Source organism: Streptomyces bohaiensis (genome assembly GCF_012033785.1).
GTDB lineage: Bacteria > Actinomycetota > Actinomycetes > Streptomycetales > Streptomycetaceae > Streptomyces > Streptomyces bohaiensis.
The window spans coordinates 1-11,930 of record NZ_JAAVJC010000148.1 but is presented as its reverse complement, the minus strand read 5'-3'; the positions used below and the strand labels follow the sequence as shown (position 1 = coordinate 11,930).

Genomic DNA, 11,930 nt, shown 5'->3' with positions numbered 1-11,930 from the left:
GGGCGGACCCCGAGGGGTCCGCCCTCACGCGTGTCCGGTGCTGCGTGTCCGGTGCTGCGTGTCCGGTGCTGCGTGTCCGGTGCTGCGTGCCTGGTGCTGCGTGCCTGGTCCGGTGGCCGGGGTGGGCGCGGGACGACGCCGCCGGGCCGGCGTGCGGTCCGGTGGGCTGCTCAACGTCCCCGGGCGCCGCCGGGCGCCCGCGGGGCCGCTGGTCGCTCCGGAGAGGACCGCGGGGCCCGACGGCGCCTCTCGGTCCGGTCATCGAAGCGTCCCCCTGCCCGCGCGCCCGTCGAAAGCGCGAGGGGCGCACGCGGTGTGCGTGCGCCCCTCGTCCTGCGGTGCGGCCGGACGGCCCGGTACGGGTGACCGGACGGGGCGGCTCAGCCGCCCAGACCACCGATGAAGCCGGGCGGCCCCTCGTCGTCGCCCCCGTCGTCGTCCCCACCGCCGTCGCCGTTCCCGCCGTTGTTGGTGGCGAGGGTGATCTCCCCGCCCTCGGCGATCTTGCTGCCGGGGCCGGGGTCGGCCCCGGTGACGACGGCGTCGTCGTTGTCGGGACCCTGCACCGAGACCTGGAGCCCCATCTCCTGGAGCTGGTCGCGGACCTCGCCGAAGGGCCGCCCGATGATGTCACCGGGGACGTCCATCTCGTCCGGGTCGTCGCTCGGCTCCGCGATGATCAGGTGCACCGAGGTCGAGGAACCCGGCTGCACCGCCTCGCCGGCGCGGGGCGTCTGGCTGATGACCGTGTCCGGGTCGCGGCTGTCGTCGCGCTGCCGCTGGGTGGTGACGGTGAACTGGAAGTCACCGCCCTCCAGCTGCGCCTTGGCCTCCTCCAGGCTCTTGCCCGCGACGTCCGGCATGCTGATCGTGTCCGGCGCGGTGGCGACCGTCAGTGTGACGGTGGAGCCCGCCTCCAGCTCGTCGCCCGCCTCGGGGCTCTGCGAGAGGACGGTGCCCGCCTCCTCGCTGGTGGTCTCCTGCGTCTCCTGCTCGACCTCCAGGCCGAGCTCGCGCAGCTCCTCCTGGGCGCTGTCGTAGCTCTGGCCGGTGACGTCGGGCAGTTCCACCGACTCGGGGCCGGACGACAGGAAGAGCGTCAGCGTGGAGCCGCGCTCCGCCTCCGCCCCGGCGGCGGGAGACGTCCGGCAGACCAGCTCCTCTGCCTGGTTCGGACAGGGCTCGGGATCACCGATCTCGACCTCGAGATCGAGCCGGTCCGCCCGGGTCGTGGCCTCCTCCGAACTGAGACCGACCAGGTTCGGCACGGTGGTCGTCGAGGACTGCCCGCCGGTGTCGGCGAAGATCGCGCGCCCGATGAAGATGGCGCCGACCAGCACCAGCACGCCGGCGACCACCATCAGGATCGTGCCGGTGTTGTTCTTCTTCTGCCGCCGGCTGGGCCGGTCGTAGTCGTCGTAGGAGTCGTAGTGGTCCCCGGAGGGCGGCAGCATCGTGGTGGTCCCGCCCCGCTGCGGCGTCAGCGCCTGCGTGGGGCGGTCGTCGTACCCGCCGTAGCCCACCGACCCCATGGCCACGCTCGCCGCGATGGGGCGGCCGTCGAGGCTGGCCTCGATGTCGGCCCGCATCTCGTCGGCGGACTGGTAGCGGTAGTCCGGGTCCTTGGTGAGCGCCTTCAGCACGATCGCGTCGGTGTCCGGCGGGATCTCCGGGTCGTACACGCTCGGGGGCTGCGGCTCCTCCCGCACGTGCTGGTACGCCACGGCCACCGGGGAGTCCCCGACGAACGGGGGGCGCACCGTCAGCAGCTCGTACAGCAGGCAGCCGGTGGAGTAGAGGTCCGAACGGGCATCGACGGTCTCGCCCTTGGCCTGCTCGGGCGACAGGTACTGCGCCGTGCCGATGACCGCCGAGGTCTGCGTCATGGTCATGCCGGAGTCGCCCATCGCCCGCGCGATACCGAAGTCCATGACCTTGACCTGGCCGGTGCGGGTCAGCATGACGTTGGCGGGCTTGATGTCCCGGTGGACGATGCCGCTGCGGTGGGAGTACTCCAGCGCCTGCAGGATGCCGATGCACATCTCCAGCGAGCGCTCGGGCAGCAGCTTCCGTCCCGAGTGCAGCAGCTCCCGGAGGGTGGAGCCGTCCACGTACTCCATCACGATGTACGGGATGGAGACGCCCTCGACGTAGTCCTCGCCGGTGTCGTAGACCGCCACGATCGCCGGGTGGTTCAGCGACGCCGCCGACTGCGCCTCGCGGCGGAAACGGGCCTGGAACGTGGGGTCGCGGGCCAGGTCGGCACGGAGGGTCTTGACGGCGACGGTGCGGCCCAGCCGGGTGTCGTGGGCGAGGTACACCTCGGCCATGCCTCCGCGGCCCAGGACGTGCCCCAGCTCGTACCGCCCGCCGAGGCGACGCGGCTCTTCCATGTCTCCAGCCCTCTCCGTTCGTCCCGCCCCACTGAGGGACGCGGGCGGTGTGCTGCGGCCTGCTGGCCCGGGGATACGGTACCCGGACGACCGGCTGAGCCCGGGTCACTGCCACCCGCCGATATGCAACCGGTATGGCCCGCCGGGCGTCCATCCCCCCTATGACGCGAACCGCCGCCGGTTGGTTCTCCAGCGGCCGAAGCACCCGGTGAGGGGCCCACGGCGGCGGAGGACCGGACCGGCGGCGGTCGGCTCACGGCGTCCTCGTCAGCTCCCGAGCACCGCCTCCATGACGGACTTCGCGATCGGCGCGGCGAGCCTGCCGCCGGAGATGTCCTCCCGGGAGCCCGAGGGGTCCTCGACGACCACGGCCACCGCGACCGGGGAGCCGTCGTCGGTCATCGCGTAGGAGACGAACCACGCGTACGGCGACTCCTGGTTGTCGACGCCGTGCTGGGCCGTGCCGGTCTTGCCGCCCACCCGAACACCGGAGATCTTGGCCGGCTCGGCGGTGCCCTCCTCGACCGTGTACTCCATCGCCTCCTGGAGCGCCTGGGCGTTCTCGGGGGAGAGCGGGCGGCTCAGCTCGGTCGGCTGGTGCTGCTCGACCACGTTGAGGTTGGGCGCCCGGAGCTGCTCCACCATGTACGGCTCCATGAGCTTGCCGTCGTTGGCGATCGCGGCGGCGACCATCGCGACCTGCAGCGGCGTCGCGCGGTTGGAGGCCTGGCCGATGCCGGCCTGCGCGTTCTGCGGTGCGTTGTCCTCGGGGTAGGAGCTGGTCGCCGACCGGACCGGAGTGTCGTGGTACTCGTTGAACCCGAACGACTCGGCGGTCTCGATCATCTTCTCGTTGCCGAGGTCGGCGCTGATGCCGAGGAAGACGTTGTTGCAGGACCACTGGAGGCCGACGGTGATGCTGCCCTCCTCGCACCCCACGTTCTGGATCTGGTTGGGGACGGTGGTGCCCGCCGTCTCCGGCAGCTCGAACGGCACCTCGTAGTCGGTGTCCTGGTCGACGTCGTCGAGCAGGCCGTGCTCCAGCGCCGCCGCGGCCGTGACCAGCTTGAACGTCGAGCCCGGGGGGTACGTCTCGCGGAGCGCGCCGTTCTTCATCGGCTCCTCCGGGTCCGCCTCGGCCTGAAGGGACGCCCACGCCTCGGCGTCCGAGTTGCCCATCCCGGCGAAGTCCGAGGGGTCGTAGGAGGGGGTCGAGGCCAGCGCCAGGATCGCCCCGGTGCGCGGGTCGATCGCGGCGACCGAGCCGCGGCGGTCGCCGAGCCCCTCGAACGCGGCGCGCTGCGCGTCGGCGTTGAGCGTGGTGACGACGCTGCCGCCCTTGCGCTCCTTGCCGGTCAGCATGTCGATGGTGCGGCTGAAGAACAGGCGGTCGTCGTCACCGGTGAGGATGCCGTCGTAGATGCTCTCCAGCTGGTTGGAGCCGAACGCCTGCGAGGCGTACCCGGTGACCGGGGCCCACATCTCGCCGTCGGAGTACGTGCGCTTCCAGCGGTAGTCGGTGCCGTCGGTCTCGATGGAGCCGGTGATCGGTTCGCCGTCCACGATGATGTCGCCGCGCGGGTGCGCGTAGCGCTCGATCGCCACCCGGCGGTTGTGCTCGTCGTTCTGGAGTTCCCCGGCCTGGATGAACTGCACGTAGTTGACGCGGAGCAACAGCGCGAGGATGAGCAGGCCGCAGAAGACAGCGACCCGTCGCATGGGCTTGTTCACGCTCGGACCACCTGAGTCTGTTCTGCGTCCGTGCTGGACGCCGGTACGGGGGCGGGACGACGGGCAGTGTCGCTGATGCGCAGGAGGATCGCGATCAAGGCCCAGTTGGCGATCACCGAGGAACCGCCCTGCGCCATGAACGGCATCGTCATACCGGTCAGCGGGATCAGTCCGGTCACCCCGCCGGCGACGACGAAGACCTGCAGCGCGAAGACGCCGGAGAGCCCGACCGCGAGCAGCTTGCCGAAGGGGTCGCGGGCGGCGAGGGCGGTGCGGAGACCGCGCTGGATCAGCAGCGCGTAGACCAGCAGCACCGCCATCAGACCGACCAAGCCGAGTTCCTCACCGACGGTCGCCAGGATGTAGTCGCTCTTGGTCGCGATGCCGCCGATCAGCCGGGAGTACCCCTCGCCCAGGCCGGAACCGAGCAGCCCGCCGGAACCGAAGGCGTACATCGCCTGCGCGGTCTCGGTGACACCGCCGTTGGAGCCCAGCTCCAGCGGGTTCAGCCAGTTGTGGACGCGCTGCCCCACGTGGTAGTTGAACGAGGCCACGAACACCGCGCCGCCCACCGACAGCAGCAGGCCGAAGACGATCCAGCTGGTGCGTTCGGTGGCGACGTAGAGCATCACGACGAACATGCCGAAGAACAGCAGCGACATGCCGAGGTCGGTCTCCAGGACCAGGATCATCAGGCTGACCGCCCAGACGACCAGGATCGGCCCCAGGTCGCGCCCGCGCGGCAGGTACATCCCGAGGAACCGTCGGCTGGCGAGCGCGAGGGCGTCGCGTTTCACCATGAGGTAGCCGGCGAAGAAGACCGCGATCACGATCTTGGCGAACTCGCCGGGCTGCAGGGTGCCGACGCCGGGGATGCGCACCCAGATCCGGGCGCCGTTGGTGTCCGCGCCGAAGAACAGCGGGAGCAGCAGCAGCACGAAGGCGACGACCATCGAGATGTAGGTGTAGCGCTGCAGCACCCGGTGGTCGCGGAGGAAGATCAGCACGCCGAGGAAGAGGGCCACGCCGAGCGCGGACCACATCAGCTGGGACGGGGCCGCGTTGGCCGGCTGCAACCGCGGTTCGTGGTCCAGCCGCCAGATCAGCACCAGGCCGAGGCCGTTGAGCAGGGTGCACAGCGGCAGCATCAGCGGGTCGGCGTACGGAGCCCAGCGCCGCACCACCAGGTGGGCGGCGCCGGCGATGCCGGCGAGGCCGAGGCCGTAGGCGACCATGCCGGCCGGGAGGGTGCCGTCCAGCGCGAGGCCGGTGTTGGCGTAGGCCAGCACCGTCACCAGCACGGCGAAGCCGAGCATGACGAGCTCGGTGTTGCGCCTGCTCGGGGTACCGACGCTGGCGACGGTGGTGTTCGCGGTACTGCTCATGGCTCGGGCTTCTCTCAGCGCGGCGTCACGGCGTCGCAGTGGCTCAGCTGGTGCACTGGCGGGCGAGCCGCTGCTGGGTATCGGTGAGGGTCGGGATGTCGGCGGCCGCTGCGTCGGTGTCGTCGGCCTCGGCGAGGGCGGCTTCGCGCTCGGCCTGGAGGCGGCAGGCCTCCGCCTGGCCGGCCAGCTCCTCGATCTTGGAGCGGGCCTCGGCGAGACCGCCGGTGGTGATGGCCTTCTCGACCTCGCTGCGCTGGAAGGCCGGCAGGTCGACGAGCCGGATGTCGGGGTGGTCCTCGTGGACCTCGTTGAGGCTCAGCGGCCCGAGGTCCTGGCTCACCCCCTGGAAGATCGCGACGTGCTCGTCGTTGGCCGCGACGTAGTACTGGTTCTGGGTCCAGCGGTAGATGCCGTAGGCGGCCGCCCCCAGCAGGGCCAGCACCAGCAGGGTCACCGCGATCCGTCGGAACCAGCGCCACCCGGAGCGACGCGGCAGGTACTCGTCGTCGGTGAAGGAGCCGAAGCTGCCGATGACGCCGTTGCCGTCGTCGCCCCCGGCGTCGCCCTCGCCGCCGCCGCGGGACCGGCCCAACTCGGCGGCGCGCGAGGCGGGGGTCTGGCTGACCGGCCCGCCGATGTGCGGCTGGGTCTCGGCGACCGCGCCGACGATCTGCGGGGCGTCGCTGTAGACGGAGTTCTCGGTGTCCCCCGGCGCGTGGCCGACGTCGAGGACGTCGGCGATGATGCAGGTGATGTTGTCGGGGCCACCGCCGCGCAGCGCCAGCTCGATCAACTCGCGGATGGTCTCCTGCGGCGGCGCGAAGGCGCCCAGGGTGTGCTCCATTGTTTCATGTGAAACAACGCCCGAGAGGCCGTCCGAGCACACCAGGTAGCGGTCGCCGGCGCGCACCTCGCGGATCGAGAGGTCGGCCTCCACCGAGTCGGCACTGCCCAGCGCGCGCATCAGCAGGGAGCGCTGCGGGTGGGTGGTGGCCTCCTCCTCGGTGATGCGCCCCTCGTCGACCAGACGCTGCACCCAGGTGTGGTCCTGGGTGATCTGGGTGAGGACGCCCTCGCGGAGGAGGTAGGCGCGGGAGTCGCCGACGTGCACCAGCCCGAGCCGCTGTCCGGTCCACAGCAGCGCGGTGAGCGTGGTGCCCATCCCGTCGAGCTGGGAGTCCTCCTCCACCATCGCGCGCAGGCGCGTGTTGGCGTGCTGGACCGCGGCGTTCAGGGCCGTGAGCAGGTCGGAGCCCGGGATGTCGTCGTCGAGCTGGACGAGGGTGGAGATGACCTCGGAGCTGGCGACCTCGCCGGCGGCCTGGCCCCCCATACCGTCGGCGATGGCGAGGAGCCGGGGGCCGGCGTAGCCGGAGTCCTCGTTGTGCTCCCGGATCATGCCGGTGTGGGAGCCGGCGGCGAACCGCAGTGTCAGACTCATGCTCGCCTCACCGGCCGGTTCCGGGCCACGCTCTTCGCTCTGCCGCATGGAGCCCGCCCTGTCCTCGTCATAGTCGGGTCGACCCTACTTCCGCAGCTCGATGACGGTCTTGCCGATGCGGACCGGCGCCCCCGGCGGGATGGGCATCGCCGTGGTGAGCCTGGACCGGTCGAGATAGGTGCCGTTGGTCGACCCCAGGTCCTCGACGATCCACTGGCCGTCCTGATCCGGGTAGATCCGGGCGTGCCGTCCGGAGGCGTAGTCGTCGTCGAGCACGATGGTGGAGTCGTGTGCCCGCCCGAGGGTAATGGTCTGCCCCTGGAGGGCGACAGTGGTTCCCGTGAGGGAGCCCTCGGTGACGACCAGCTTGGTCGGCGCCCCGCGGCGCTGGCGGTTGCCGCGCCCCGACTGCTGCTGCCGCCGCTGCGGCTGGGCGCGTTGTTCCGGCGCACCGCGGCGGGCGGTCGCGCGCTGTGTGACACGCGTGCCGAACAGGTCGCTGCGGATGACCTGAACGGCCACGATCACGAACAGCCACAACACGGCGAGAAAGCCGAGCCGCATGACCGTCAGGGTCAGCTCTGACATGGCCCCCGATTCACCCTTCGGCTTGCCGGTAGATGATGGTGGTACTGCCCACGACGATCCGTGAGCCGTCGCGGAGCGTAGCGTGCTTGGTGGGGTGCCCGTCCACCACGATGCCGTTGGTGGAGCCGAGATCGCGCACGGTGGCCGGTTCCGTCGCCTGGATCTCGCAGTGCCGACGGGACACACCCGGGTCGTCGACGCGGACGTCGGCCTCGGTGGAGCGCCCCAGCACCAGCGTCGAGCGCGAGATCTGGTGGCGGTTGCCGTTGATCTCGACCCATCGCCGGGTGCGGTCGGCGGCGGGGGCACCGCCGGAACCGTATGCGCCCGGCGCGTTGGCCGGCGGGGGCGGCACCGCGCCGCCGGCGCCCGGCTGCGGGTAGCCGTACGCACCGCCGTGCGTCTGCCCGGGCGGCGCCGCCGGGGGCGCACCGGCGGCCGCGGCGCCGCCGGCGGACGAGGACGCCAGTGTGCGGCTGCGGACGCGATAGAGCCCCGTGTCGAGGCCGGGAGCCTTCTCCAGGCTGACCGTGATCTCGCCCATGAAGGTGTACCGCTGCTGCTTGGCGTACTCGCGCACCATGCCGGCGAGCTCCTGGGAGAGCTGCCCGGAGTAGGGGGCGAGCCGGTCGAAGTCGCCGTCGCTCAACTCGACGATGAAGTCGTTCGGGACGACGGTGCGCTCCCGGTTCCAGATCGTGGCGTTGTTGTCGCACTCACGCTGGAGCGCACCGGCGATCTCGACCGGCTGCACCTCGGACTTGAAGACCTTGGCGAAGGTGCCGTTGACCAGGCCCTCCAGCCGCTGCTCGAACCGCTTGAGTACTCCCATGGTGCACCTCCTTCTCCGGTGTACCCGGCGTCTGGGCGCTGTCCGCGGCGGCGTGGGCCCCCGGGATGCCGTGGGAGGCACCGGTGCGGTCAGCGGTCATGCTTACTGATCGTATCCACGCGCGGGTGAATCGGCTGGTTCCCGGTGAGTACCGGCCAGCGCCTCCCCGCGCGCGGTGATCCCCCTGGATCGTAAGGCGGATCACGACACAGTGTCCCGCATACCCGGTAGGGGCCGTCGTCGCACTCCAGGGACGCCGGAAGAGGGTGTGAGACCACTCCGGTGGGCGTGCTAATCTTCTACATGTCGCAAGGCGCTCCCGGCCCCAGGCCAACGGGTGCGGGGCAGGGCCGAGTGATCACCCTTTGCGCGGGTGGCGGAATAGGCAGACGCGCTGGATTCAGGTTCCAGTGCCCGAAAGGGCGTGGGGGTTCAACTCCCCCCTCGCGCACAGTGAACGAAGGCTCCCACCGGTTTCGGTGGGAGCCTTCGTCGCGTCTGTGCCGGTGTGACCTCTCTCTCATGGAGTGCGCCGGGGTGGCCGGCGGCGCCCGCTCGCGGCGCGCGGTGTCGGCCCCCGCGGCGGGGGTGGCGGCCGGTGCCGGCGGTCTCGGCGGGGGCGGGACGGGGCGGGCGAGGCGGCGGCGCCGTCGAGCCCGGGGTGACGCGCCAAAAACCGGTCATCAGATTGTGTGAGTATTAGTTATACGGTTCAACGCCGCGCGTTGCACGGGATTTCAGATTTGCCGTCTGTAAGAGTTTTCTCCAGCTCACTGGAAAGAGAGTTGGAGATCCCCTCATGCGTTTCCATCCCAGACGTGTGGGCCGCGTCGTGCTGTGTGTTCTCGCAGCGCTGGCGTTGTCCGGAATCATCCAGGCACCGGCTTCGGCGCAGTTCTCCTCGGCGCCGTCCGTCCCCTTCTCCGAGCGTTACCGTGCCCAACTGCACGGCGGTGTCTCCCGCGCGGCCAACGCCGCCATCACCTGCGTGGAGCAGGTCGTACCCGCCGCCCCGGCCTGCCCGGCGGCGCAGCGCGGCGCGGCCGGCCGCAACGGCGACTACCGCATGTTCTACACGGACATCGACGACGATCCGAACACCTACAACTCCACCAGCGCGGAACTCCGCATTCCCGACGGTGCCCGCGTCACTTACGCCCGGTTGTACTGGGGTGGAAACCTCCGGGTGGGTGAACAGAAGCCCCACGCCGACAACGGGCGCGTACTGATCGCCGAACCCGGCGGGCGTTACAAGGTGTTGCGCGCGGATTCCGTGGTGGGCCACCGCGTCACCGACCACGACGACGCGTTCACCGCCTCCGCGGACGTGACCGAACTGGTGCGCTGGTCCCGCTCTGGTGAGTGGACCGTCGCGGACATCAACGTCGCCATGGGCCACTCCGAGGCGGGGGCCTGGGGCGGCTGGACCCTGGTCGCCGCCTGGGAGCACCCGGACGCCCCGCTGCGGGACGTCGTGATCCAGGACGGCTTCCGCTCCACCGACGGCGGCGAGATCCGGCTGGACGTCACCGGCCTGAACACGGCGCCCGGCGCCGCCGGACGCATCGGGTTCGTCGGGTACGACGGCGACCGCGGCTCCTCCGGGGACGCGCTGTCCGTCTCGGCCGACCGCCGTGCGCCCGTCCTGCTCTCCGACGACGCCAACCCGGCAGGCAACGTCATGAACTCCACCATCAGCGACCTCGGCGTCCCGGTGACCAGCCGGACCCCCGCGCACCACAACACGCTCGGCTACGACTCCGACGTGATGGACCTGGCGCCCGCCCTCACCGCGGGCGCGGAGCGGCTCTCCGTCAGCTTCCGCGGCAACGGGTACCACCTCGGCGCGGTCTTCCTCCAGGCCGATGTCCGTGGCTGAGACCACCGCCGTCACGGCGGACCGGAGAGACGAGACAGGCACCCGTGAGGAGGCCGCGGCCGCCCGGCCCCGCGTCGTGCACACCCCGCGAGCCGCCACCCACCCCCGGCAGCTGACCGTGCTGCACATCGCGCAGCCCGCGGACGGCGGCGTCGCGCGCGTCGTCACCGACCTGGTGCGCGCCCAGCGCGCCGACGGACTGCGCCCCGTCGTGCTCTGCCCGCCGGACGGCCTCGGCGAGGCCGCCGAGGCGGCCGGAGCCACGGTCTGCGCGTGGTCCGCGACGCGTGAGCCGGGAGCCCGCGTCGCCCAGGAGGCCGCGGTGATCGCCCGCACGGTCCGGGAGATCGACCCGGACCTGGTCCATCTGCACAGCGCCAAGGCCGGGCTCGCCGGCCGACTCGCGATCCGGGGCCGCGTCCCCACCGTCTACCAGCCGCACGCCTGGTCCTTCGAGGCCGCGCGCGGTGTGACGGGCGCCCTCGCGCTGCGCTGGGAGCGGCACGCCGCGCGCTGGGCGCACCAGATCGTCTGCGTCAGCGACGACGAACGGCGGCGCGGACAGCGCGCCGGGGTCCGGGCACGCTGGACGGTGATCCGCAACGGCGTGGACACCGCCCACTTCGCCGACGTCGTTCCCGCACCGCTGCCCCGCGCACGCCCGGACGAGGCCGACGACGACCTCGCTCGGGCGGTGGCCGACCCCGGCGCTCCGGAGACGGCAGCCGGGGAACGGGGCGCGGCCGACGGCGCCGACCCGTTCGAGGAGACGCAGCAGACGCTGGTCGACGGCGGCCGGCCGCCCGTCGTGGTCTGCGTCGGCCGGCTGTGCCGGCAGAAGGGGCAGGACGTGCTGCTGCGGGCCTGGCCGGAGATCGCCGCGCGGGTGCCGGACGCCCGCCTGGTCCTGGTCGGCGACGGCCCGGACGAGGAGCGGCTGCGGGCGATGGCCCCTGCCGGTGTCGACTTCGTCGGTGCCGTGCCGGACGCCGCCCCGTGGTACGCGGCGGCCTCACTGGTCGTGGCGCCGTCCCGCTGGGAGGGCATGGCGCTGGTGCCGCTGGAGGCGCTCGCCGCGGGCCGTCCCGTGGTGATGAGCGACGTCGCCGGCGCGCGGGAGAGCCTGCCGCCCGCCCACACGGCGCTGTGCCTCGTCCCCCGCGAGGACCCGGTGACCCTGGGCCGGGCCGTCGTCCGGCTGCTCAACGACCCGCGACGGGCCGACGAACTCGGCGAGCAGGGAAGCCGGTTCGCGCGCTCCGAGCACGACGTGGCACGGACGGCCGCGGCGTTCTCGCGGCTGTACCGGTCGATGCTCACGCCCGGGACGCCGCGGTCGCCGCTCAGCATGAGGGAGTTCAGCCGGCCATGACGACGCCGACGCCGGGCCCGGCCGCCTCCGGGTGGCCGGGCGGGCGCCCACCGGCGCCCGGCCCTCTCCCGTACCCCTCCGCTGCCCCGCTCGCACCCGCCCCCCAGGGGGCAGCTGCGCAGCCCGCCCCGTGCGCCCCGCCGACCCCCGCGCTGCGGCCCGCCGCCGCCACGCAGGCGGTCCCGGCCGCGCCGGTCTCCTTCCCGCAGTCCGTCCACTCCGTCGCGCGGGCCGCGGCGACCGCCCCGTGCGCCGCGCCGGCTCCCGCCCGGGAGACGGCGGCACCGGCGGCCACCGACCCCGGGCACC

At 72.2% G+C, this 11,930-nt stretch carries 8 protein-coding genes, 1 tRNA gene and 1 pseudogene; 3 read left to right on the top strand and 7 right to left on the bottom strand.

Annotated elements, in window-relative coordinates; all coding sequences use genetic code 11:
- Nucleotides 1–380: 380 nt before the first annotated feature.
- The 6 genes from pknB to HCN52_RS16020 all read right to left on the bottom strand — a co-directional run bounded on the left by pknB (nucleotide 381) and on the right by HCN52_RS16020 (nucleotide 8,370).
- Nucleotides 381–2,393, bottom strand: a complete 2,013-nt coding sequence (gene pknB, locus HCN52_RS16045) for a Stk1 family PASTA domain-containing Ser/Thr kinase (RefSeq protein WP_168089132.1) — start codon at nucleotides 2,391–2,393, stop codon at nucleotides 381–383.
- A 267-nt stretch (nucleotides 2,394–2,660) separates the two neighbouring features.
- Nucleotides 2,661–4,124: a peptidoglycan D,D-transpeptidase FtsI family protein gene (locus HCN52_RS16040; RefSeq protein ID WP_168089131.1), complete on the bottom strand. Its 1,464-nt coding sequence runs from the start codon at nucleotides 4,122–4,124 to the stop codon at nucleotides 2,661–2,663.
- Complete coding sequence (locus tag HCN52_RS16035; RefSeq protein ID WP_168089130.1) at nucleotides 4,121–5,509, bottom strand: FtsW/RodA/SpoVE family cell cycle protein; 1,389 nt, start codon at nucleotides 5,507–5,509, stop codon at nucleotides 4,121–4,123. The genes HCN52_RS16040 and HCN52_RS16035 overlap by 4 nt, the downstream gene beginning before the upstream one ends.
- A 43-nt stretch (nucleotides 5,510–5,552) precedes the next feature.
- Complete coding sequence (locus tag HCN52_RS16030) at nucleotides 5,553–6,950, bottom strand: PP2C family protein-serine/threonine phosphatase (RefSeq protein WP_245175195.1); 1,398 nt, start codon at nucleotides 6,948–6,950, stop codon at nucleotides 5,553–5,555.
- Between the two features lie 84 nt (nucleotides 6,951–7,034).
- Nucleotides 7,035–7,538 (bottom strand): FHA domain-containing protein FhaB/FipA, encoded by a 504-nt coding sequence (locus HCN52_RS16025; RefSeq protein ID WP_168089128.1) that lies wholly within the window; start codon nucleotides 7,536–7,538, stop codon nucleotides 7,035–7,037.
- Between the two features lie 10 nt (nucleotides 7,539–7,548).
- Nucleotides 7,549–8,370, bottom strand: a complete 822-nt coding sequence (locus HCN52_RS16020; protein ID WP_168089127.1) for an FHA domain-containing protein — start codon at nucleotides 8,368–8,370, stop codon at nucleotides 7,549–7,551.
- A gap of 367 nt (nucleotides 8,371–8,737) precedes the next feature.
- Here HCN52_RS16020 and HCN52_RS16015 point away from each other — a divergent pair.
- The 3 genes from HCN52_RS16015 (at nucleotide 8,738) to HCN52_RS16005 (ending at nucleotide 11,621) form a co-directional block, all read left to right on the top strand.
- Nucleotides 8,738–8,821 (top strand) — tRNA-Leu (locus HCN52_RS16015).
- A 348-nt stretch (nucleotides 8,822–9,169) separates the two neighbouring features.
- On the top strand, nucleotides 9,170–10,249 hold the full coding sequence (locus HCN52_RS16010) for a DUF3344 domain-containing protein (protein ID WP_168089126.1): 1,080 nt from the start codon (nucleotides 9,170–9,172) through the stop codon (nucleotides 10,247–10,249).
- Nucleotides 10,242–11,621 carry a glycosyltransferase family 4 protein gene (locus HCN52_RS16005; RefSeq protein ID WP_376767139.1) on the top strand — a complete coding sequence of 460 codons (1,380 nt, stop codon included), beginning with the start codon at nucleotides 10,242–10,244 and terminating at the stop codon, nucleotides 11,619–11,621. The genes HCN52_RS16010 and HCN52_RS16005 overlap by 8 nt, the downstream gene beginning before the upstream one ends.
- Here the strand turns inward: HCN52_RS16005 and HCN52_RS24800 are convergent.
- Nucleotides 11,608–11,930, bottom strand: a pseudogene (locus HCN52_RS24800) (hypothetical protein); the annotation flags it as partial. The gene HCN52_RS16005 and the pseudogene HCN52_RS24800 overlap by 14 nt on opposite strands.

Bases quoted from the DNA above. Each gene is read 5' to 3' on its own strand.
- HCN52_RS16020 (WP_168089127.1), bottom strand. From the start codon at position 8,370: ATGGGAGTACTCAAGCGGTTCGAGCAGCGGCTGGAGGGCCTGGTCAAC.
- HCN52_RS16010 (WP_168089126.1), top strand. From the start codon at position 9,170: ATGCGTTTCCATCCCAGACGTGTGGGCCGCGTCGTGCTGTGTGTTCTC.
- HCN52_RS16030 (WP_245175195.1), bottom strand. From the start codon at position 6,950: ATGAGTCTGACACTGCGGTTCGCCGCCGGCTCCCACACCGGCATGATC.
- pknB (WP_168089132.1), bottom strand. From the start codon at position 2,393: ATGGAAGAGCCGCGTCGCCTCGGCGGGCGGTACGAGCTGGGGCACGTC.
- HCN52_RS16025 (WP_168089128.1), bottom strand. From the start codon at position 7,538: ATGTCAGAGCTGACCCTGACGGTCATGCGGCTCGGCTTTCTCGCCGTG.
- HCN52_RS16035 (WP_168089130.1), bottom strand. From the start codon at position 5,509: ATGAGCAGTACCGCGAACACCACCGTCGCCAGCGTCGGTACCCCGAGC.